The sequence below is a fragment of the Mesorhizobium sp. CNPSo 4689 genome, assembly GCF_057784325.1.
The window spans coordinates 40089-61463 of sequence record NZ_JBWLUZ010000023.1 but is presented as its reverse complement, the minus strand read 5'-3'; the positions used below and the strand labels follow the sequence as shown (position 1 = coordinate 61463).

Genomic DNA, 21375 nt, shown 5'->3' with positions numbered 1-21375 from the left:
AGTCGCAGCGAGAAGATCGGTGTTTCGGAGGCGGATGAAGGCGTGCGGCCCGCCCGCGAGCTGCCAACAGCTGCACATTCGCGAGCCTCTGCCGCTTTATAGCGGTTCAGTCTGGTGATTGCGGGTGACCGTATTAGGTCCTGAATCAAAATGTTTTCACGCCCTGGGCATCTTTTTTCATGAACTTCAGTCCAGTCTGCCTCCGCTGCGTACTGGCATTGGCGCCCCAAGCTGGACAGGCCCATAAATAGAGAAACCATTGGTCGGTTCCTTACAAATTCCTGCAAGGAATTGAACAAAATGGCGACACCCCGCCCAGCCGCAGCATACGGAGAATCTCTAACTTCTTGAAATTTGAAGCCATGCCGCATCTGGCATGACCTTTGCTTTTTAGTAGCTGCTGAACGGGCCGAAGAGGTATTTCGCGGGCTCAGTTCCCAGACCCAACTCAAGTCATCCAAATCGCGAGAGCGGTACAGACACATGGCGCAATTATAGCAGGCCATGACGGTCGGAATTTCCAAGGCAGTCCACATCTTGAAACGAGAAAGGAGCAAAATTAGGTCCGCATGTCCGCGATGCCGAAATGGGTCGCGCGAGCCCCGCACCGGTCCTTTTGGTCCGAACGGAGCAGCCTGTCGCAATCTGTTTGTCGAAGGAGAACGATATGACATTCCGTCCATTGCATGACCGTATCCTGGTCCGCCGCATCGAAGCCGACGAGAAGACGGCCGGCGGCATCATCATCCCTGACACCGCAAGGGAAAAGCCGCAGGAGGGCGAAGTAATCGCCGCTGGCCCTGGCGCACGCAGTGAAACCGGCCAGCTTCAGCCGCTGGACCTCAAGGTCGGCGACCGCATCCTGTTCGGCAAGTGGTCCGGCACGGAGATCAAGCTCAACGGCGAAGACCTGCTCATCATGAAGGAAAGTGATGTGCTGGGCGTGATCGAGGTCTCGGCCTCGGCCAGGCAAGCCGCTTGAGTGAAGCCGCGTGACTAACGTCAATGTAAGCTGCCTAATGAGGGAATGATCTAATGTCTGCCAAGGAAGTGAAGTTCCACACCGATGCCCGCGACAAGATGTTGCGCGGCGTCGACATCCTCGCCAACGCGGTGAAGGTCACGCTCGGTCCCAAGGGCCGCAACGTCGTCATCGACAAGTCGTTCGGTGCGCCGCGTATCACCAAGGACGGCGTCACCGTCGCCAAGGAGATCGAGCTCGAGGACAAGTTCGAGAACATGGGCGCGCAGATGGTGCGCGAAGTCGCTTCGAAGACCAGCGACATCGCCGGCGACGGCACCACGACCGCGACGGTCCTGGCACAGTCGATCGTCCAGGAAGGCCACAAGGCGGTTGCCGCCGGCATGAACCCGATGGACCTGAAGCGCGGCATCGACAAAGCCGTCGACGCGGTCGTGGCCGAGCTCAAGGTCAACGCACGCAAGATCACCAACAATGACGAGATTGCCCAGGTCGGCACCATCTCGGCCAATGGCGACGCCGAGATCGGGCGTTTCCTCAGTGAGGCGATGCAAAAGGTTGGCAATGAGGGGGTGATCACCGTCGAGGAAGCCAAGACCGCCGAGACCGAGCTGGAAGTCGTCGAGGGCATGCAGTTCGACCGCGGCTATCTCAGCCCGTACTTCATCACCAACCAGGACAAGATGCGCGTCGAGTTCGAAGAGCCTTATGTGCTGATTCACGAGAAGAAGCTTTCGAACCTGCAGGCGCTGCTTCCGGTTCTGGAGGCTGTGGTGCAGTCGGGTAAGCCGTTGCTGATCATCGCCGAGGACGTCGAGGGCGAGGCGCTCGCCACGCTTGTCGTCAACAAGCTGCGCGGCGGCCTCAAGGTCGCGGCCGTCAAGGCGCCCGGCTTCGGCGACCGCCGCAAGGCCATGCTGGAAGACATTGCCATCCTCACCGGCGGCACCGCAATCTCGGAGGATCTCGGAATCAAGCTGGAGAACGTGACGCTGCAGATGCTAGGCCGCGCCAGGAAGATCTCGATCGAGAAGGAGCACACCACCATCGTCGACGGCGCCGGCCGCAAGGAGGAGATCGAGGGCCGCGTTGCCCAGATCAGGGCCCAGATCGAGGAGGCCACCTCCGACTACGACAGAGAGAAGCTGCAGGAGCGGCTGGCCAAGCTCGCGGGCGGCGTCGCGGTGATCCGCGTCGGCGGCTCAACCGAAGTCGAGGTCAAGGAGCGAAAGGACCGCGTTGACGACGCGCTGCACGCCACCCGCGCAGCGGTCGAGGAAGGTGTCTTGCCGGGAGGTGGCGTGGCCCTGCTCAGGGCAGCGAAGGCGCTCGACAATGTCGCCGTCAACAATCGCGACCAGAAGACCGGCGTCGAGATCGTGCGGCGCGCCATCGAGGCGCCGGCCCGTCAGATCGCCGAAAATGCCGGCGCGGAAGGATCGATCATCATTGGCAGGCTGCGCGAGAAGCCGGAGTTCGGCTATGGCTGGAACGCCCAGACCGGCGAATATGGCGATCTCTTCAGCCAGGGCGTGATCGACCCCGCCAAAGTAGTGCGCACCGCGCTGCAGGACGCCGCCTCGGTCGCCGGCCTGCTCGTCACCACCGAGGCGATGGTGGCTGAGAAGCCGAAGAGGGAAACGCCCGCCCCGACAATGCCGGGCGGCGGCATGGACTTCTGATGAATTGTGGTAAGTGCTCGCTTCCGCTACCCGGAGCGAGCACTTTCCGGGAAGTGGAGGATCGCGATCGGTGAAGGCGTTAATTGATCCGCCGATCTCGGCCACGGCGCGGATCAACTCGCCAGTGGCGTGATTGGCCGTGGCCTTGAACAACAGATGCTCGAAGAAATGCGCGATTCCGGACTTGCCGGGCGACTCGTCGGCGCTGCCGATCTTCTACCACAGCATACGAGTGATGATCGGCGCACAATGATCGGGGATGACGACAACCGCCATTCCGTTGTCGAGCAGGAAATCCGTCACCCTGCCGTCGTCGTTGGCAGCCAAAACCGGAGCGGTCGTCGCGTGATAGGCGAATGTCGCGTGTCCCACATTGTCGGATATCGGACAGCGTCGCTGCACGCGAGGGCTTGCGGTTTGGGAGGATACTTTGCTCGCGCTAGCGGAAGGGCATTGAGCGTGCGGCCACTCGGGGCTCTGCACAGGGATCATGACCCTTTGCGGTGGGCATCGGATAGGTTTTGGCCATTTAAAGGCAGGCCTGTTCAATTTAGAATATCCAATTAGAATATCCAATTGATGCCGGCGCCGCTGTTTATTTCGCCGGTCTTCCCACGGCAATGGGCTGTCACGACTTTCGATGCGGCGGTCGAGGCACTTACTGCGCAGGACGCCGATCTCGATCTCAACCCGTTAAGCCAGCTGGCATGCGTGGGCGTCTAATTGAATTCCAGCCGTTGCAGGATGCGTCGCGCCTCCGATGGAGGGTGCTCACCCTCGAGCGCGCTCGATTGATCCGCAGGCCCCGGCTCCGCGCGCAGTATTGAACTGCTCGTCGAACCCGACAGCCTACCCAGGTTTACAACCCGTCGGAACCGTCAAATCCTCTGTGCAGAGGTACTGGCTGTGGCCAGAATCTTCGGGGTGAGGCGGGACGTGCGGGAATTGGGTGCGTGGGTTGGTTCGAATTGATACTGTGCATCGCGGCTATCTTCCTCCGTCATTGCGAAACGTTCATATTGCTGAACCGGATAATATAGCTCGCAAGCGAAAGCAAAATCCAAGAGCAATTGTTGGAAAAAGGACTTCTTCTTCGGCGTAGGACCCTCCCGCTGGTTGAGGGACAATTGCAGAGTAGGCAGGAATACGCCGTCGATGGTGGCTAACTGCAGATGCGAGCGGTCCACTCGTTTTTCTGATTTCTTTTGGTGGCCCATATCAACGTACTCCTAGTGTGCAATCATCGTTATCCTAGTGTAAGAGCCTGACCCGAATCTGACGGATCGTTCGTTTGTGATCCAGGTCAAAGTTGCGCATTTGGTTGCATCCAATCCCTAAACGCACGCGCGGGCTCAGTAAGGACTTTTCCAGCATTAGGCAGCAAAGACCACGAACCGTATTGTCCGCTGTGCACCATTCTTCGCGGTCTGCCGTTTGCTACCTAATGCCGAAACGAAAGGCTGCTCAGCAATCTGAGCGGGCTTCCGAGTGACAAAGCTGCTCCCCATCTGTTATGTTCGACAAAACACAGGACTTGGCTAACGCATAGGAAATATCGATATGACGAAGACGCTGAGAATGCGGCCGTCATCGAATGCTCCGCAACAGCGCCTCGTTTCGAAAAAGAAGCGCGTGCGGAGGTCTAATCCGTAAGGACGCGAACAAGGACATGCCGGGCGAGCAGAAGTTTGTCGTTCGGCAGACACTTCGTGCTGCCATTCGCAAAGGCCTGATCGGCTCTAAAGACGAGCGGATCACAGCACGTTTGAGCCATGCCCTCATTGAGCAGGCTAAGCGCCAGACGGGCATTAAGGGTGACACCGAGTTGCTTGAATTCGCTCTCGCGAATGTTGCGCTCGAGGACAATTTCCCAGCGACCATGAACAAGGTCGCGGGCACTATCGATCCAGACATCAAGCTCGGCTTCTGATTGAGGTTTGGAGTGTCAGAATTCGATGTTGAAGCAGCCCTTCGCTCGCTCCGTGGCTTTCCAACCAAAACACTTGCTCGCCGACCTGATGATCAGCTGCCCTTCGTGAACGAGTGCGAGCTCGGCGGACACCCACGCCAGGCAGTTCAAGCGGGCCAACAAGGCGCTGCGCAGGCTCACGACCTATCTCGGCCGGACCATTCGCGACATCGCTCGCCAGATTGCCGGCGATGCGAGGCTGGACGCGCTCTTCAAATGGCCGCGCTACCAGGCCGCCACCATTCTCGAGCAGCGTCAGCGCCAGCGCGGCCGCAAGATCTACGCCTTCACGCGCATGAGGTGGAATGTTCGGCAAGGGCAAGGCGCACATGCCTTACAAGTTCGGCGTGAAGATGTCGGTGGCCACCACGCTGAAGCGCTCCAAGGGCGGCCAGTTCGCTCTGCATGCAAAAGCACTGCCCGGCAATCCCTACGACGGCCACACGCTGGCAAGCGTCATCCCCGACATGGAAAAGACCATCGGCAACCAGATTGGCCGCATCCTCGCCGACGCCGGCTATCGCGGCCACAACGCACCCCAGAGCCACAAGTTCAGGGTCTTCACCAGCGGCCAGAAACGCCGCGTCACCCCGGCCATCAAACGCCAGATGCGGCGGCGGTCGGCGGTCGAGCCGGTGATCGGCCACATCAAGGCCGAGCACCGCATGGGCCGCAACTACCTCGCCGGCCAGCAGGGCGACGCCCTCAACGCCATCCTGGCCGCCGCCGGCTACAACTTCTCCCTCCTGCTCAGATGGCTGAAGGATTTTTTGTCGCTCTTGATCGCTCTGCTTCAACTCTGGCCAAAGCCGGTCGCCGCTTAGACTAGAGCCCGGATTGTTCCCGGTCGACTACCGCTCTGAGCGCAGCACCCAGTGACAGGCGGTGCTTCCATCGTTCACTTCGCGGCAAAGGCCGATGGCGCCTCAGGAAGTGATGAGGGCAGCGCAAACCTGAAGCGGTTGCCGCGCGGCTTCGGTCCTCGGCCCTTGACTAGTTGGCGGCGATGTACAGGATTTCCCGAGAGCCTAGGTCGACTGTGCGAAGGCCTGCAACTGCTGAGGGAGAGGAGCGACGCTTGGACGAACACGATCCGAAGGAAGAGCTGATCGAGACGATTTTTCGCAACGGCACAATCACCGTCGTCGGCATTCTGCTTGCCTTTTCGCTCGGCTTCGTCACGCATTGGGCGGCGAACCCCATGCCATGGCGGCTCTACGACCTGTTCGCCGTCGTGCCGATCCTGGTCGGCATCGCATTGCAGTTGCGGGCGCTGTCCATACTACTCGACATGAGTTCGTTGCGCCGACCCATCTACGAACGCGCCAACCGCATCTTCATGGCCGGCCTAATTCTGACCGCGTGCGGCGTCGGGCTGGCCATCCTGCTCGATGTCTTCGCAATGTCGGCGAAGGGCACGCTGCCCGGCACTTGACGACCTGTCACTGCGCTTTGGAGCTGCCGCAATCGGCCGAAGCGACGCGTCAGATCCGAGGGTTTCCTAGTGCTTTCCCCCAAGCAGCGCCAGCCTTCTTCCCGAAGAACGCCCTCTAGATTGCATGTTTAGAGCGTCTCGGCTTGCCGGAAATTACGATCTCGGTGGCATAAGCCCGGCTAATTGGGGTTTTGGCAGGAAGACCGATGCGCGGGCGTGGATGGATACATGCATTGCGTCCGGAAGAGGCTCGGCAGGTGCGTGCGCGCATTGCCGAACTGGAGCGCGATCTCGTGGCCATTACACCTCACGGGCGCCATCGACGTTTCGAAGCCGGACATGAACTTCGCAATGCGAAGTGCCGCCTGAAGCGTCTCGAGGAATGCATCGCTGAAATACAGGAGAAATGTGGGCGTTAGCGGAAGCTTCGCCGCTCTCAATCTTTGCCACGCGGTCGGCTGGTCGGCGGGGAACAGATGCCGATCGTGCGGGTATACGCGTCGATGATGCCTTCGGACAGAATGCGGTAACGATGCGAACGCGAGTTCAGGCCGAAATGAAAGACTCCAGCTAGGAATGAGCGGGTCTTTGGGCCGTGACTCCTCGGAGGTGGGTCCCATTCGCATTTTGTAATGCAATCGCCGGCTTTTCCGGTTGGTACAAGCGTTGCAGAGCCATTTGCGAAAACATTCGCCCAATGGGAGGAAAACGCTTGAATCGCTGCACCAAACTGGCCGACGCCGGCCGCCGTCAATTTCTAAGGGGAGGAGCGCTTGCCGCTGCAGGTATGGCCATAGCCGTGGCACACCCGGTGCAGGCTCAGACAAAGACTGCACCGGGGCTGGCACTTGTCGAATACCCATCGAAGAGGCTAGCCAACTTAGGTGACCTGAAGCCGAACGAACCCCTCGACGTCATTTACCACGACAGTGGGGGACCGGATGGCGACATTGTCGGATTCTCGACCACGTGCCCGCACAAGGGATTCTCATTGAACTACAACGCCGACGACCACTCATTCATTTGTTCCGGCCAAAACTCACATTTTGACGCTGACGCCGGAGGGCAGCAGATCTGGGGCCAGTCGATGGCCGATATTCCCCAATACGCGCTGCGCATCGACGCCAAGGGCGAATCTACGCCAACGGAGTCGACGAGCTTCTTTATGACCGCCTGAGCAACGTATTTTAAGGGAGGATCGGATCATGGCTTGCAAACATATCGACCGCCTGCCGTACCTTCAATCGGGGAGTTCCTGCGTGAAATATCTATTCATCGCTGCCACAATGGTTTTGGCGTTACTGCCTCCGGTGGCCCGGGCCCAAGATATCGAGGGAGGCAAGGCGGTCTTCAAAAAGTGCGCCGCCTGTCACAACGCTGATACCGAAGCGAACAAGGTCGGGCCAACCTTGAAAGGCGTCGTGGGCCGGACAGCGGGGACCGTCCTTAGCTATTCTTATTCGAAAGCCATGAAGGATGTGGGCGGTGCGGGCCTCGTATGGGATGAGCTGAACCTGATGGAATATCTGGCAAATCCCAAGGCGAAAGTGCCGGCCAACAAAATGGGGTTTCCTGGCCTCAAGAATCCCGACGACGTCAAAAACGTCATCGCCTATCTCAAGAGTGTGTCAGGTTAGAAACCTTTGGCCATTGCGTTTCGAGAACAACGGCAAGGAGGGAGCGATCGTGTATCACGCCGTGAAACCTATTTTGAAAGTCGACTGTTCTGCCGGGCAGAGTGGCTAAGCTATCGCGTTCGAGACGGCGCTAGCCAAAGCCATCGCGCTCGCCAAACCTGTTCGATATAGGGAAACAGTCTCGCTCGTCGTGCATTGGGGCGGGTTTGCGCGGCTGATATATGCTCGCCTATTTCGCCACCTCCGTTCGATATTCGGCCAGGGACGGGTTTGCCGTTCGAACGGCGGATTTAGACGGGGAAGGGCCTTGAACTTTCGTGTGGCTGAACGGGTGCTCGCCGGCGATGTACGCGGGAGAACCTCGACCCCAGAACTGCACTCAGGATGTTCATGGGAGCACCCGTTCCGTGGACCTTCGACGCCGTGGCCATGCTAGAGCGCTGCGAGCGGATCGCCGACACCGTCACGACGTACGAGCGGCCCCGTCGTGCCCATTACATCCGTTTTGCTGGCGAGGACGTGAGCGCCGACTCGGAACTAATAAGGCGGGCCTGCTCGATCAGTTATACGCGGCCGGGGTGATCGAACAGGACCTCGATATCCTTGCCGCCGCATAGCACGGCCCGCCATCTCATCCTCCTTCGGCTCAACGAAGATTTGCACAGAACCATCTGAGGAGCATTCCCAATCTGCCCCTAGAAACCCGACTTTGCGCACAACCGGCATTCATGATCGCGATATCAGATAGGTTGCCAGCCAGACCCGCGTAAACGACAGACGTGTCGCCTGAAAATAGTCCGCGAGAGCCGCCGTATCGCTCGCAAGGCCTCATCGTCGATAATGCAGACGCTTGGTCTCGTCGAGAGATACCCCCAGACTAGACTGGCGCCTTTGCTCCGGGGTTGCCGAGCCGCCCGTCGGCTCCCCACCGGGGAGCCGACCTACATTCCATGTTCGGAGTCGCTTGCTCGATAAGCGATCCGCGAACGGCGCAAGCAGATTGTTCAGATCCCGCCCACGCAAAGATATTTCATTTCGAGGTAGTCCTCGAGGCCATGGCGGGAACCCTCCCGCCCGATACCGGACTGTTTTATCCCGCCGAAGGGTGCCGCTTCCGAGGACATGCGTCCCGTGTTGATGCCAACCATGCCATATTCCAAGGCCTCGGCCACACGCCAGACACGCTTCAGATTTGAGGCATAGAAATAGGCTGCGAGCCCGTAGATCGTATCGTTGGCCTCGCTTACGACTTGATCCGCATCTTCGAAGCGAATGATCGGCGCCAGCGGCCCGAAAGTCTCTTCCTGCGCAACCGCCATCACGCTGGAAATACCGGTGAGGACCGTGGGTTGGAAAAACGTGCCATCCTTGCCGATACGGTCGGCTCCGCATCGAATTGTGCCGCCTTTGGCAACGGCATCTGCGATGTGGGACTCAATCTTTGCCAGAGAATGCCTGTCGATGAGTGGTCCGATGTCCACTCCGGGAGCGAAACCATCGCCAACCGATAAGTGCCGGACTTTCTCCACGAATTTTTCGACGAACTCATCGTGAACGCTCGATTGGACGTAAATGCGGTTCGCCGAAACGCAAGTCTGGCCGGCATTGCGGAACTTCGCCTGGATCGCACCGTCAACCGCAGCGTCGACATCGGCGTCATCGAAGATGATGAAAGGTGCGTTGCCGCCCAGCTCGAGGCTGACCTTCTTGATTTGGTCCGAACACTGGCGCATCAGCAGCCGCCCGACTTCGGTCGATCCGGTGAAGCTGATCTTGCGGACCTTGGGATTGGCGCAGAGTTCACGGCCGACTGCATCACCTTCAGCCGCATAGATCAGGTTGACGACGCCTTCGGGAAAGCCGGCCTGATGGGCGAGGGCGAACATTGCGCCAGCCACGAGCGGCGTCTGTTCAGCGGGCTTGAGCACGATCGTGCAGCCTGCCGCCAAGGCTGGCGAGATCTTGCGCGCCACCATCGAGGAGGGAAAATTCCATGGCGTGATCGTGCCAACGACGCCGATGGGCTGCTTGATCACCAGCATCCGACGGTCCGTCGAAGGGGCGGAGATCGTCTCGCCATAGATGCGATTGGCCTCCTCAGCATACCATTGCAGGTATGCCGCCGCATGCGAAACCTCAGACTTGGCCTCGGCAAGCGGCTTGCCCATCTCCGCAGTGAGTATAGCGGCCAGGTCGTCGGTGTGGTCGATGATCAACTGATGCCATCGCCACATAACGTCGCTGCGCTCACGTGCGGTCAGAGCCGCCCATCCAGGCTTCGCGACATAGGCCTTATCTATCGCAGCGCATGTCTCCTCGACACCCATGTCGGGAAGTTCTGCCAGCACTTCGCCAGTCGATGGGTTGAGGACCTCAAATGTCCGCTCGCCAATCGGCATGCCAAGTGCCGGTAGGCGATCAAGGGGGCCAAATAGGTCGGGGGATTTCAGGTGACGGATCATCGGCAGGCACAGAGGCAATACCGGATTCCTCCTCGATGCAGCGGGTATATGTAGCAGGGTCCGGTGTGTATTGCGCGACGCCAGGGTTGCTTATAGGGCCTCGGCTGGACAGCTGGTAGTCCAATGTACGCACTGGAAAGGGAGGCTTGGGAGCTTTCTAGTCGATGCCTCGCGGTTCTCGTTCGGCGAAAATTGAACAATGGGACACCGGATTCGCCATCGCCACGCGGTGCGTGCTGGCGACCCACTGACAACAGCGGACTGCGATTGGCGTTCTCCATCCCTGCGAAATGAGGTTGCCATGAAGAGGAGCGCGCCCCAATTCGGTGGATCCGCCACCAGAACCGGAAAGTGCCTCGAAGGCCCGCGAAATTTCTTCCGCGGGTCTTTGTGAGAATCCCGTTACACCACCGAGCCGGATTTCGCTCCCCAATGAGAAGATCCACAGGGTGAGAGGGAAGGCAAAATGGCGTCCTCGTCTCATCCCTTGCCCACCAGCGGTGGGCCGACGACCATAATGGCGGGCTCGGCCGAAAGCAGCTTCTTCGCTGCCGCCTTGACCTGGTCGAGCGTCACCTGATTGATAAGGGCGGCACGGCGCTGGATGTAGTCGATGCCGTGATTGGCGAGTTGCAACTCGACCAGTGTGGCTGCAATAGAGGTGGAGGAATGCAGATTGTCGATGGCATAGGCGCCGATCAGATGTTTCTTCGTCGCTTCGAGCTCGGCCTCCGTGGGACCCTCTTCCGCCATCTCCTTCACCACCTTGCGTACCAGGCTGAGCGTCTCGGCCGCCCTGTCGGCGCGCGTCGCCGTGGTGACGACGAGTGCGTTGGAATGCCGGTAGTCGACCAAGCTGGAATAGACGCCATAGGCGAGGCCGCGCTTTTCGCGCACCTCCTCCCACAGGCGCGACGTGAAGGGCGAGCCGCCGAGGATCTCGTTCATCAGCATCGCGGCGTAGAAGTACGGCTCGCTGCGCTTGACGCCAAAAAAGGCGAGCTGCAGCGAGGTCTGCGGCAGGTCGTAATCGACCTCCACCTGCTGGCCGAGCTTCGGGGCGAAATCGGCGACGGGGGCGAGGGTCTGCTTCTGAGGCAAATCGCCGAACAGCTGGTCGAGCTTTTCACTCAGCGTCTTCGCATCGATGTCGCCGACCACCGCCACATGCAGGCCGTCGCGGGCAAAAGTGGCCTTGTGGAAGGCGCTGAGATCGGCCGGTGTGATGCCGGCGAGACTCTCTTTGGTACCTTCGTCCGGCCTCGAATAGGGATGGGTGCCATAGATTGCGCGCAGCCATTTGCGTTGGGCGATCGCCTCGGGGTCGCGCTCGCTGGCGATGATGCCCGACAGCACCTGGGCGCGAATGCGATCGATCGGCGCCTGGTCGAAGCGCGGCCTGGTGACCGCGAGCCGAAGCAGAGCGAACGCGGCGTCCTTCCGCAGGGAAAACATGCGCATCGAGCCATAAATGCCGTCGCGCTGCGCTTCGAAGCTCATCTCGGCGCCGGCATCGCCGAGCTTCACCTGGAAGGCATCGCTGTCGAGATCGCCGGCGCCCTCGTCGAACACGCGGGCCATCAGATTGGCGAGGCCCTCCTTGCCGATCGGGTCCTGGGTCGTGCCACCGTCGAAGACGAAGCGGATGGCGATGATCGGCACTGTATGGTCCTCCACCAGCCAAGCCTCGATGCCTTTTGCAGACTTCACCTCCTGGATGTTCATCGCCGCACGGGCGGTAAACGCCGGGACGATGAGGAAGAGAATTCCCAGGAGGAGGATGACCAGCGCCGTCGTGACGCGTGCGGCCCTGGCTCCAACAACAAGCGGAAAAAGCAAGGGGTGTTCGAAGGTGCGGTGTTGGGTCGTTCTCATTTTAATTCTCCCTCTTGGGCAAGAGATAGCCGGTGGTCGAATGGTCGGGCACGAGATAGCGGGCGGCGACGGCCTTGATCTGGTCGGCGGTGACCTTGCGGATGCGGTCCGGCCATTCCTCGACATCTTTCACGTTGCCGCCGCTGGTAAGCGTGGAGCCATACATGGTGGCCACGGAAGCCTGGTTGTCGTGGGCGAAGATCACCGAGCGGGCATAGCGTTCCTTTGCCTTCTCCAACTCGTCCTTACTGACACCGTCCCGGGCGATGCGGGCAACCTCGGCAGCGGCAGCCGCTTCCAAGTAGGCGAGCTTGGCATCGCCGCGCGGCTCGCCGTAGATGGTGAATTTGGTAGCATCCAGCATGGCGCCCCACGCACCGGGCAGCATGGTGCCGTCAAAATAGGCGCCGGCCTGGGCGGCAATGCCCTCTTTCACCACCAGCGCCTGGTAGAGGCGGCTGCGATTGCCGCCGCCTAGAATCTCGGCCAGAAGGTCGAGCGCCTCGGCCTCTCCAGGCTTGGCTGTGTGATAGGACGGCACCACCCATTGCGTTGAAAAGCTCGGCACCGAAACGCGTGCGTCGGTTAGCGTCACTGTGCGTTTGGTGTTCTGCTTCGGCTCGACCGGGCGGCTGCGCGGAGGCAGGTCCGGCCCACGCGCAACCTTGCCATAGGTCTTCACGGCCAGCGCTTTGACCGTCTCAGGCTCGACGTCGCCTGCCACCACCAGCACGGCGTTGTTAGGCCGGTAGTATTTGTTGTAGAGGGAGAATACACCGGTGCCGTTCAGCTTCTCCATCTCCTGCATCCAGCCGATGATCGGAATGCGGTAGGGCTGGCTCTGCCAGAGCGTCGCGTCGACCTCCTCGTCGAGCACCGCCTGCGGATTGCCGTCGATGCTCGAGCGGCGCTCCTCCAGGATCACGTCGCGCTCGGTCTTGATGACGTTGTCGGTGAGGACGAGGTTACGCATGCGGTCGGCCTCGAAACCCATCATCTGCTCGAGCGCCGGGGGCGGCACCGTCTCGTGGAAGGCGGTGTAGTCGTAGGAGGTGAAGGCGTTTATGTAGCCGCCGATAGCCCAGACGGCTCGCTCGAGCTCGCCTGCGTCGTGGTTGGTCGTTGCCTTGAACATCAGATGTTCGAGGAAATGGGCAACGCCGGAACTACCGGGTGGTTCGTCGGCGCTGCCTATCTTATACCAGACCATATGGGTCACGATCGGCGCGCGATGGTCCGGAATGACGACCACCTCCATGCCGTTATCGAGCAGGAAATCCGTCACCTTGCCGTCATCGGTGGCGGCCAGAACCGGAGTGGTCGTCGTGAGGGCCAGCGCGGTCGCAATGAAAGCCCAGCGCAGCCAGCGAGACCGAAGTTTGATCGAGGGCTCCGGTTGCGGCGGGATGAAGGGTCGAGGCCAAGTGATTTGTTCTTCATTTTCCAGGCCCTGTGTTCCCGTCCCCCGTTGTGGGAGGAGGTGGATCGGCGGACTGCGCCGAGCTGGATGAGCAACCGTCCTCACGCTGCCGAGCCTTGCTCGGACGTCATCTGTGAAAGGGTCAGGGGGACTAGCGGCGGTATTTTGGGCTGAGATCATGAAACGACTTCTCCTTGGTTCATCACGCGTTTGCGGAAGCAGCGCACGTCCCGTGCCAAACGAGAAAATCATTCGCCAATGCGATCAGTCAGCCTCTGCTATGTTGCGTATGCGACATTGTCGGACCCGGATACACCACGGGGGCTAAATACGCCTCGAAGGCGGCGAGGGGAGAGCTGGCAGGCCGACCTCAAAAAGGTGTTCAACGGCGCTTGGCTAGAGCGTGGCATCGCCGGGTCTGGCCTCATCCGCCGAATGCGAAGCGCCTGCGGCTTGGGGAGATATATTGGAAGACGAATGAGCGTGCTGCAGCTGCGGTGTCGGCCGCACCTACATCAGCGCTTTGGAGCGCGGCATCTACCGCCAGCATCGACATGGTTGACTAGCGCGCCAGGGTGCCGGCGTTGAACCAACTGCCCTGTTGATCCGCGATCTGAGATAAATCCGCGATGATGAGCGCGGGCAGATCGATGAGATTGTTCTCGAAATCCACCTCCGAGCTCTTTGACCGCGCGCCTTATGGCGCGCACCGGGTGCTCGTGAACCCATCCGCTTTTCTTCGGCAAGCTCACCCTGGAGAGTGTTGCCTCTGTCCTCAATTCCCGCTTTGCGGCGGTCGGCCTTGCGCAGGAGTGGTCAGGTCCGAGCGGCCGCGATCTGCTCACGCGCCGCCTTAATCATAGCAAGAAAAGGCGGGCGAGGATCGCTATAGGCAGAAGCTGCCTGCGCCATCAGCGTAACGGTTTGTCCTTTTGCAACTCGATTCATGTGGCGTCCCAGTTGGGTGGGGTCTGACCGAGAATGTTGCGAACGAAGAAGTCCAGGAGTTTGCGCTGGGCATAGGTGCCTGGCGTGCCGTGATCGGCACCTGGCACATAGACCATGTCGAAATCTTTTCCTGCCTTGATGAGCCGGTCGGCGAGTTGGAGCGAGGAGGACGGATCGACATTGTGGTCCAATTCGCCGACCACGATCATCAGCTTGCCCTGCAGCCTGTGAGCATTGTCGACGGCGGAGGATTGCGAATATTCAATGCCAACCGGCCACCCCATCCACTGTTCATTCCACCAGATCCTGGCCATCCGGTTGTCGTAGCAGCCGCTGTTGGCGACCGCGACCTTGTAGAAATCGGGATGGAAGAGCAGCGCACTCACCGCGCTCTGGCCGCCGGCGGAGGCGCCGAAAATACCGACGTTGGAGATATCGTACCACGGATACCTCGCGGCCGCCGCCTTGTGCCACAGGATGCGATCGGGAAAGCCTGCGTCCTTCAGATTTTTCCAGGCGACATCATGGAAAGCGCGCGAGCGGTTATTGGTACCCATGCCATCGATCTGCACGACGACGAAGCCCAGCTGCGTGAGCGGCTCCATCCACATTGAGAAGGATTTTGGCACGAACGAGCCGGTTGGCCCGGCATAGATATTTTCTACCACCGGGTATTTCTTCGTCGGGTCGAAGTTGGCTGGCAGGTGGATCACGCCCCAGATATCAGTCTTGCCGTCGCGCCCCTTGGCATGGAAGCTGAGCGGCGGCTGCCAGCCGGCGGCGACGAGCTCGGAAATTTCGGCGGTCTCGACCTGCATGAGCTTGGCATTGTCGCTGGCCCGGTAGAGCACCATGCGCGGCGGCAGATCGATGCGTGACCAGAGATCGACATAATAGCGGCCGTCGGGCGAGAACTCGATATGGTGGCTAGCCGGTTCGGGCGTGAGTGCAGTCAGCCCCTTGCCGTCGAAGCCGATGCGGTAGGCATGCACGAAATATGGGTCCTCCTCCGGGTTCATACCGCTCGCCTCGAACCAGATCTGGCGCTTGACCGGATCGATATAGCTGACTCCCCGGACCACCCACTCACCTCGGGTGATCTGGTTCTTGAGCGCGCCCGTCCGGCCGTCGAACAGGTACAGGTGCTCGTGCCCGTCGCGCTCGGATGCCCAGATGATCTCCTTCCCGTCATCGACATCGTACCGAAAGGTTTTCCCGGTATCTTCCTGGTCCATCACCAGTGGCTCGTAATCAACGAAGGTCTTACTGATCTCATCGATCAGCGAGCGCGCGCGGCCCGTGGCGGCGTCTACCTCGACCAGCCGATAGAGCTGATGCCCGCGCTGGTTATATTCAAAAGTAAAGCCGCGACCGTCCGCCCACCACTGGAGAGAGGAAAGTTCGAAGGGGTTCGAGAACAGGGCATTGTCAATTGCGACCTGGCGCCGGCTGGCAATGTCGAACAGCACCGGCTGGGGCAGCGGAAGGACATCGCCCGGCTTAGGATAGACCATTGTTGAATATTCGCGCTGCAACTGGTCCGTCGACGAATTGAGGTAGGGGACCTCCCGCTTGTAGCCGGGGCGAACGCGGTAAGCCGCCAGGTGGCGCGAGTCCGGCGACCAGCTCAGTGTCGAAAAGACGTAGCTATTGCCTTCCGATCCGTCCCGGCTCAGCGGGACATCCTGCAATCCGTCCTCGCTGCGCAGGAAGACATTGTAGTTCTTGATATAGGCGATCCAATTGCCGTCGGGCGACGCGCTGCTCTTGTCGGGGTTGTTCTGCGCCGGCGGCGTGTAGCCGTGGCTGAGCTGCCAAAAGTCCGGGTCGTCCCAATCCAATGTGGTGCTGGTGCAGTCATAGCTTGCAAGGTCGCAGCTCCACTGGACCTGCTCAATCAGGAAATCGAGCCTGCGACCATCGGCGGTCAGCTCGAAACGGTCGAAGGGAAGATAGCCGGCCTGATAGCTCATATGGCCCGCCTTAGTTAGCGCCGCCGCTAGGCGGGCCTGATCGAAGGCGGGCCGCTTCATACCCGTGGCAGCATCGACCAGCACGAACTGGTGCTCGCCGTGGGTGGTCCGGCGGTAGACTAACGCGTCGGCCCCGGTCAGCCAGAACGGCACTTCGGGAACATTTTCAGTGAGCCCGCCATAGCGATCGTTGATCGTAAGGGCCCGCTCGAAATCGGCCGGCGCTACCGGCCGATGCGCAACAATCGAACCGTTCGCCAGTGCCTGAGCAGTTGCCGATTCCGATCCCCCCTGAACGAATAGCGCGACCATCAAAGCGCCGATCTTGTACATGGCTGTTTTCCTCGTTTGGCTATTGAGTGCCGCAACTTGTTTGTCTTCTCAAATGACGATGTGCAGCAGCGTTGAGCGTTTCCGCTATGGGAGCCTCCGCGCGGGTGCAGCCGAGACCCCAGTCACCATGACCGTGCGTGCTACGCCGAGTTCCAGGGACTAGCCGGGTGAACCGATTGCCGAGTTGGCATCCGCGCCAAGGGAATTTCCGATGCCCACAATCAGGGAAAATTCAACGCCCGATGACACCTGGCGATCACGGCTTCTTCCTTCTTCTGCACCTGGCAGGTCCTGCTGTGGTATGGCGGGACACAGGCCACCGTAGAAGGCATTGGGCTAACATTTCGATATTCTCAGCATGACTATCGCGGTCCGTGACGCGTTTGCGGATGACACTTGCAATATGCGCGCCAAAGGAAACACGTTTAGATCAAGGCAATCGATCGGACCGGCTATGTCGCATGTCCGACAGTCGTCGGCGTCGGACAATTCTTTTTTGCCCTGGAAACGACCATAGCATTGATGCAGGCAAGGCGACCCTTTGCCGGACCGAGGACAACAGGTGTGCTCCCAGGGACACGACGAAACCCGCGCCGCGGCAGCTCTTGCCCGGTCCTTCCATCAGGAACCAATCGATGTGCCGAAAGTCACTGCTATCGATCTTCGATGTTGCCTTCATCTCGAACAGCGCGATCACGCGGCTCGGTGCTTCCGCGAGGATATCAATCTCGCGGGAGTCGGCGCGCCAGTGCCACAATGACCAATGCTTGGACAGAAAGGGCAAGGATTTCTCAAGCTCAGTGAAGACGAACGTCTCGAAAAGGGAGCCGAAGACTGTCGGGCCGGCATCGATGCCGAAGCTGTTGGAATTCACCGCGGAGAGCCGGCCAATCCGTGTCCATGAGATGAAGTTTGGGCGATTTGACTTCCCGTTTCGCTTTTGCGGGTGACCACGCGCCGATACGCAGGACAATCCGGAGACGGGTGAGCGAATGCCGCTCCGCTCCCCCTCTACCGCAGGCTATTCGTCAGCGTCTCGACAGCTCGCCATAGTAGCATCAAGGCGCCGTGCATATTTATTTGTGAACGTAGGAGGCTAAACATGGATCCGAGCCACTTCAGCCGCCCGGCAAACAGGATGGACGTACAAACAGCCTGCGGTCGCGCACACGATGCGTTTGGTGGTTGCGGCCGCGCCGCCATGTTTTCAATTCTCGCACGGCCTGCGTTTCTGCAAACGCCGCTTCGTGACGCAACGCAAAGGTTTCGTAGCATGGGTACTCGAAATTTCATCGCAGCAGCCTCCCTCGCCCTAATGGTGAGCGTCTCGTCACCCTCCGAGGCCCGCACCCCCTTCACCAACGACACCGCTTCGCGCACCCAGGCTTTGGCCCTGCTGGAAACGCTCAACGCCGACCTGCTCAGCCATCCCAGCGCCACGCTCACGCTGGAACGATGGTGTGGTGACCACGGGCTGGCGCCGGAAGCGAAGATCGTCGCCCATCGCGTGAAGGGCGACGCTAAACTGCTGCCGGAAAATGCCCGCCAGGCGTTGGGCATCAGCGCTGACGAACCCGTGCAGTACCGCCGTGTGCAGCTCGCCTGTGGCGAGCGGGTGCTCTCCGAGGCCGATAACTGGTACGTCCCGTCGCGCCTCACACCCCAGATGAACCAGGTGCTCGACACCACCGACCAGCCCTTCGGCAAGGTGGTCCAGCCGCTGCACTTCCGCCGCCAGACCATTAGCGCCGAACTGCTGTGGTCGCCGCTGCCCAAGGGGTGGGAGATGGACGCGCCGCTGCCGGCGGAGGAAAAGGGGGCGCTGGCCATTCCCCATGAGGTGCTTCGGCACCGGGCCATCCTCTATAGCGGGACGAACCAGCCCTTCAGCCTGGTGGTGGAGACCTACACAGCCGAGGTCCTGGCCTTCGGCCGCCGCTGAAAGATCGCGAATTTTCGCTCGCTAGCTGGTGTGCCACTTATCCGAACCAGGAGCAGTAAGACACAGGGTATGGGGCATAAGAAGTGTGCGCGATGGAAATATCCGGGGCGTAAGGTGCCGGAACCATGTTCGGCGGCGATGATAACGATCAAATCTATGCTGGCGGGGGCAGTGATCGGCCTTCGGCGGCGCGGGCCATGACTACGTCGAGGGAGCCGAGGGCAACGACGATGTCTTCGGCGACAACGGCCGCCGCATGCCGCGCCTCATCGGTGAGGACAATGACACTCTCCACGGCGGTCCGGCAACGATGTCCTCCACGTGGGTGACGGCAGGGACCTGCTGTTGGCGACGAGGACAATGACAGTTTCGTGTTCCAGTCCGCCCAATAAACGAAGTCCCGACGACCTGAGGGCATTGCCGACGGACATGACCGGTGTTCAGGATTTCGATCCGAAGCAGGACACTTTCGATGCGGTGGGCGTCGGCAACGACGGTTTTAACGCGGACTTCGTCAACAACGGCAGCAAACAGCCTGCTCCCCGGTGAGCAGCTTCTACACGGTGCGGCCTCGGCGCGAAAGGCCAGCACGCCGTGGTGATCACCGACCAATCTTTCACCTCTGCCTCTGCCGCAGCGAGTACCATCTTCGGCGAGACCGCCGGCGACATCATCGTATATTACGACAGCACCACCAAACTCACGGCTTTGGCCTATGTCACCCAAGAGAACCACGCGCAGGACTTCATCTACCTGAACTTGCCCATGCCGGCGTGGGCGGCCTGCGCCTGGCGACGGAAGATCCATAGGGAACAACACCCCGCCGCTGGTGGGGCATTCTCCTTTTCCGCCGGTTAATGGGATGCGCCAACCACGGGCCGATTCAAGCCGGACCCAGCAATTTTTCGCTTTTGCCTTGGTCTAACACCGAAGTATAAAGTCGGACTGGCTTAATGGCCTGTCAATGTTGCAATTGTTACAAAGGAATACGCATATGGCGACTGGAACAGTGAAGTGGTTCAACAGCACCAAGGGGTTTGGATTTATCCAGCCCGACAATGGCGGTCAGGATGTTTTCGTCCACATTTCCGCGGTCGAACGCGCGGGCCTTTCGACCCTCACTGACGGCCAGAAGATCAACTATGAGATCGAACAAGACCGCCGCACCGGCAAGTCCTCCGCTGGCAGCCTCAGCAAAGCTGGCTGAATCTTCTGCAGCGGCCGGCAGGAGCCTGTCGGACGCGCCACGCCCCAGATCCGAGCGAGAACACGGGCTCGACCGCAGACCGGGGCAGCAGATTGTTGCCAGCCGCCGCGAATCTCTTGTGAGCCAAGGATGTTTGCGAGTGAAGGCGAGGCTGGTCGCAGGGCTAAACGAAACCGCGAACTATGTGTTGCCGATCCCTCTCAAAGCCAGCCCTCGGAGGAGATGCGGAAGTGTGACCGCGACCGCGCCGCACGTCCTCACCCGACATTGAGGGAGCGCCCTTTTCGCTCGCTGTCGAGAAGGGTGAGGTCCAGACAAAGGATCTACCGATATCGGTGTTCCTCGCAGTGCCCGACTGGGCGCCGGCCCCGCGGCATCTCCGTCGCGGAAGGATGCCGACTGATGGGGATCTCGCGCTCGACTTACCACAACCGCCCGGAGAAGGCGGCCGACGACACCGCGATCTGCGACGAGTTCGAGTTCTACGGTTATCGCCGCGTCGGCGCTGCGCTCCGCAGCAAAGCTTCGTCGTGAACCACAAGAAGATCCGGCGCCTCATGCGCGAACATGATCTGCAGCCCAAGATCAGGCGGCGCTTCGTGGCATCTGCCGGCAACAGTGATTGCCGGAGGTCATCCAATAGTTCGCCCGAGACACCCACCAAGTCGCCCGGTCCAGCCGCAAACGGTCAACCCAAGGCCGACGCCGCGCAAACAGCGCGGCTGGTTCACGCCTTTTATATTTTGCGCAGATCATGCCGATGGCAGCTGCGCCCTCCAGAACGAATCTGGACAAATGAAATCAAGCTGCGACCTTCTTGCGGGTCCGCTTCGCCGGCGACGGCGTTTCCGGCTCTTTCGGTTTACGGCCAAGCCCCATCGTCTTGGCCAATGCCGAGCGCGCGGCTGCGTAATTTGGCGCGACCATGGGATAATCAGCCGGCAGACCCCATTTGGCGCGATATTCATCCGGCGTCAGCCCATAGTGGGTCGACAGATGGCGCTTTAGCGATTTGAATTTCTTCCCGTCCTCAAGGGAGACGATGTAGTCCGGCGTCACCGACTTCTTGATCGGGACAGCAGGCTTCAGCGCCTGCGGCTCTTCTGCGGAGACACTTCCGGCCGAGCCTTTCAGTGCCGCGTGCACTTGGCTGATCAAGGCAGGGAGATCTCCCACCGGGACCGGATTGTTGGAGACATAGGCTGAGACCACATCGGCGGTGAGTTCGATGAGATTGTCGATATTTTTGTCGGCTTCTTCTGTCATGAAACTCTCCGGGCGGCTTGAAACATAGTCGGCGAAGCGTCGCTTCATAGTGGTGGTTGCAGCTGAAAGCAACAAATGTCTCGACACGATTATTGCGACGGCTCGTCCACATCGAGGTCCAGAGCCGTGTCCCGCCGTCATGAACGTTGGTCCGCTCGGTGTTGGCTGCCTCCGCAACTGGGATCGGAGGGTGCTTTGATTTCCCATCCCCTCCGGACGACTTATGCAAAACGAAAGGGCCGGA

The 21375-nt window shown here is 60.1% G+C and carries 18 protein-coding genes and 4 pseudogenes; 13 read left to right on the top strand and 9 right to left on the bottom strand.

Features of this window, described 5'->3' with window-relative positions:
- Positions 1 to 667 precede the first annotated feature (667 nt).
- On the top strand, positions 668 to 982 hold the full coding sequence (locus AC04SI_RS23860; protein ID WP_488475000.1) for a co-chaperone GroES: 315 nt from the start codon (positions 668 to 670) through the stop codon (positions 980 to 982).
- 53 nt (positions 983 to 1035) lie between these two features.
- On the top strand, positions 1036 to 2664 hold the full coding sequence (gene groL / locus AC04SI_RS23855) for a chaperonin GroEL (protein WP_488474999.1): 1629 nt from the start codon (positions 1036 to 1038) through the stop codon (positions 2662 to 2664).
- Positions 2665 to 2724: 60 nt separating this feature from the next.
- Here groL and AC04SI_RS23850 read toward each other — a convergent pair.
- The 3 genes and pseudogenes from AC04SI_RS23850 to AC04SI_RS23840 all read right to left on the bottom strand — a co-directional run.
- A pseudogene (locus tag AC04SI_RS23850) lies at positions 2725 to 3048 on the bottom strand (M16 family metallopeptidase); the annotation flags it as partial.
- A 179-nt stretch (positions 3049 to 3227) separates the two neighbouring features.
- Positions 3228 to 3449: pseudogene (locus tag AC04SI_RS23845) on the bottom strand (IS630 family transposase); the annotation flags it as partial.
- A 93-nt stretch (positions 3450 to 3542) separates the two neighbouring features.
- Entirely contained in the window at positions 3543 to 3881 is a 339-nt protein-coding gene (locus tag AC04SI_RS23840; protein ID WP_488474998.1) for a hypothetical protein, read from the bottom strand.
- Positions 3882 to 4333: 452 nt separating this feature from the next.
- On the opposite strand from AC04SI_RS23840, the gene AC04SI_RS23835 reads away from it, so the two are divergent.
- From AC04SI_RS23835 to AC04SI_RS23810, 6 genes and pseudogenes are all read left to right on the top strand, one after another.
- Positions 4334 to 4594 carry a hypothetical protein gene (locus AC04SI_RS23835; protein ID WP_488474997.1) on the top strand — a complete coding sequence of 87 codons (261 nt, stop codon included), beginning with the start codon at positions 4334 to 4336 and terminating at the stop codon, positions 4592 to 4594.
- Positions 4595 to 4727: 133 nt separating this feature from the next.
- Positions 4728 to 5457: pseudogene (locus tag AC04SI_RS23830) on the top strand (transposase); the annotation flags it as partial.
- 254 nt (positions 5458 to 5711) lie between these two features.
- Positions 5712 to 6068, top strand: a complete 357-nt coding sequence (locus tag AC04SI_RS23825) for a hypothetical protein (RefSeq protein WP_488474996.1) — start codon at positions 5712 to 5714, stop codon at positions 6066 to 6068.
- 712 nt (positions 6069 to 6780) lie between these two features.
- The gene (locus tag AC04SI_RS23820; RefSeq protein ID WP_488474995.1) at positions 6781 to 7245 is read left to right on the top strand and encodes a Rieske 2Fe-2S domain-containing protein; all 465 of its coding nucleotides are present in this window, start codon (positions 6781 to 6783) and stop codon (positions 7243 to 7245) included.
- Positions 7246 to 7354: 109 nt separating this feature from the next.
- Complete coding sequence (locus AC04SI_RS23815; protein WP_488475028.1) at positions 7355 to 7705, top strand: c-type cytochrome; 351 nt, start codon at positions 7355 to 7357, stop codon at positions 7703 to 7705.
- Between the two features lie 384 nt (positions 7706 to 8089).
- Positions 8090 to 8287, top strand: coding sequence for a hypothetical protein (locus AC04SI_RS23810; protein ID WP_488474994.1), 198 nt, complete (start codon positions 8090 to 8092; stop codon positions 8285 to 8287).
- A 422-nt stretch (positions 8288 to 8709) separates the two neighbouring features.
- On the opposite strand, the gene AC04SI_RS23805 is transcribed toward AC04SI_RS23810, so the two are convergent.
- From AC04SI_RS23805 to AC04SI_RS23785, 5 genes are all read right to left on the bottom strand, one after another.
- The gene (locus AC04SI_RS23805; RefSeq protein ID WP_488475027.1) at positions 8710 to 10167 is read right to left on the bottom strand and encodes an NAD-dependent succinate-semialdehyde dehydrogenase; all 1458 of its coding nucleotides are present in this window, start codon (positions 10165 to 10167) and stop codon (positions 8710 to 8712) included.
- A 480-nt stretch (positions 10168 to 10647) separates the two neighbouring features.
- Positions 10648 to 12042 carry a M16 family metallopeptidase gene (locus AC04SI_RS23800; RefSeq protein WP_488474993.1) on the bottom strand — a complete coding sequence of 465 codons (1395 nt, stop codon included), beginning with the start codon at positions 12040 to 12042 and terminating at the stop codon, positions 10648 to 10650.
- 1 nt (position 12043) lies between these two features.
- The gene (locus tag AC04SI_RS23795) at positions 12044 to 13642 is read right to left on the bottom strand and encodes a M16 family metallopeptidase (protein ID WP_488474992.1); all 1599 of its coding nucleotides are present in this window, start codon (positions 13640 to 13642) and stop codon (positions 12044 to 12046) included.
- 764 nt (positions 13643 to 14406) lie between these two features.
- Complete coding sequence (locus AC04SI_RS23790) at positions 14407 to 16716, bottom strand: S9 family peptidase (RefSeq protein WP_488474991.1); 2310 nt, start codon at positions 16714 to 16716, stop codon at positions 14407 to 14409.
- 430 nt (positions 16717 to 17146) lie between these two features.
- Complete coding sequence (locus AC04SI_RS23785) at positions 17147 to 17590, bottom strand: DUF4143 domain-containing protein (protein WP_488474990.1); 444 nt, start codon at positions 17588 to 17590, stop codon at positions 17147 to 17149.
- Positions 17591 to 17818: 228 nt separating this feature from the next.
- Between AC04SI_RS23785 and AC04SI_RS23780 the strand changes: the two genes are divergently transcribed.
- The 5 genes and pseudogenes from AC04SI_RS23780 (at position 17819) to AC04SI_RS23760 (ending at position 20399) form a co-directional block, all read left to right on the top strand.
- Entirely contained in the window at positions 17819 to 18658 is an 840-nt protein-coding gene (locus AC04SI_RS23780) for a hypothetical protein (protein ID WP_488474989.1), read from the top strand.
- A gap of 190 nt (positions 18659 to 18848) precedes the next feature.
- Positions 18849 to 19022: pseudogene (locus AC04SI_RS23775) on the top strand (hypothetical protein); the annotation flags it as partial.
- Positions 19023 to 19252: 230 nt separating this feature from the next.
- Positions 19253 to 19516: a hypothetical protein gene (locus tag AC04SI_RS23770; RefSeq protein WP_488474988.1), complete on the top strand. Its 264-nt coding sequence runs from the start codon at positions 19253 to 19255 to the stop codon at positions 19514 to 19516.
- 136 nt (positions 19517 to 19652) lie between these two features.
- Positions 19653 to 19865, top strand: coding sequence for a cold-shock protein (locus AC04SI_RS23765; RefSeq protein ID WP_019863204.1), 213 nt, complete (start codon positions 19653 to 19655; stop codon positions 19863 to 19865).
- A 402-nt stretch (positions 19866 to 20267) separates the two neighbouring features.
- Positions 20268 to 20399 (top strand): hypothetical protein, encoded by a 132-nt coding sequence (locus AC04SI_RS23760; RefSeq protein ID WP_488474987.1) that lies wholly within the window; start codon positions 20268 to 20270, stop codon positions 20397 to 20399.
- Between the two features lie 267 nt (positions 20400 to 20666).
- Here AC04SI_RS23760 and AC04SI_RS23755 read toward each other — a convergent pair whose 3' ends face one another.
- Positions 20667 to 21131, bottom strand: coding sequence for a Ros/MucR family transcriptional regulator (locus AC04SI_RS23755; protein WP_488475026.1), 465 nt, complete (start codon positions 21129 to 21131; stop codon positions 20667 to 20669).
- Between the last annotated feature and the right edge of the window lie 244 nt (positions 21132 to 21375).

Coding starts and splice junctions, on each gene's coding strand:
- AC04SI_RS23860 (WP_488475000.1), top strand. CDS start 668: ATGACATTCCGTCCATTGCATGACCGTATCCTGGTCCGCCGCATCGAA.
- groL (WP_488474999.1), top strand. CDS start 1,036: ATGTCTGCCAAGGAAGTGAAGTTCCACACCGATGCCCGCGACAAGATG.
- AC04SI_RS23840 (WP_488474998.1), bottom strand. CDS start 3,881: ATGGGCCACCAAAAGAAATCAGAAAAACGAGTGGACCGCTCGCATCTG.
- AC04SI_RS23835 (WP_488474997.1), top strand. CDS start 4,334: ATGCCGGGCGAGCAGAAGTTTGTCGTTCGGCAGACACTTCGTGCTGCC.
- AC04SI_RS23815 (WP_488475028.1), top strand. CDS start 7,355: ATGGTTTTGGCGTTACTGCCTCCGGTGGCCCGGGCCCAAGATATCGAG.
- AC04SI_RS23810 (WP_488474994.1), top strand. CDS start 8,090: ATGTTCATGGGAGCACCCGTTCCGTGGACCTTCGACGCCGTGGCCATG.
- AC04SI_RS23805 (WP_488475027.1), bottom strand. CDS start 10,167: ATGATCCGTCACCTGAAATCCCCCGACCTATTTGGCCCCCTTGATCGC.
- AC04SI_RS23800 (WP_488474993.1), bottom strand. CDS start 12,042: ATGAGAACGACCCAACACCGCACCTTCGAACACCCCTTGCTTTTTCCG.
- AC04SI_RS23795 (WP_488474992.1), bottom strand. CDS start 13,642: ATGATCTCAGCCCAAAATACCGCCGCTAGTCCCCCTGACCCTTTCACA.
- AC04SI_RS23790 (WP_488474991.1), bottom strand. CDS start 16,716: ATGTACAAGATCGGCGCTTTGATGGTCGCGCTATTCGTTCAGGGGGGA.
- AC04SI_RS23780 (WP_488474989.1), top strand. CDS start 17,819: ATGGATCCGAGCCACTTCAGCCGCCCGGCAAACAGGATGGACGTACAA.
- AC04SI_RS23765 (WP_019863204.1), top strand. CDS start 19,653: ATGGCGACTGGAACAGTGAAGTGGTTCAACAGCACCAAGGGGTTTGGA.
- AC04SI_RS23760 (WP_488474987.1), top strand. CDS start 20,268: ATGGGGATCTCGCGCTCGACTTACCACAACCGCCCGGAGAAGGCGGCC.
- AC04SI_RS23755 (WP_488475026.1), bottom strand. CDS start 21,131: ATGACAGAAGAAGCCGACAAAAATATCGACAATCTCATCGAACTCACC.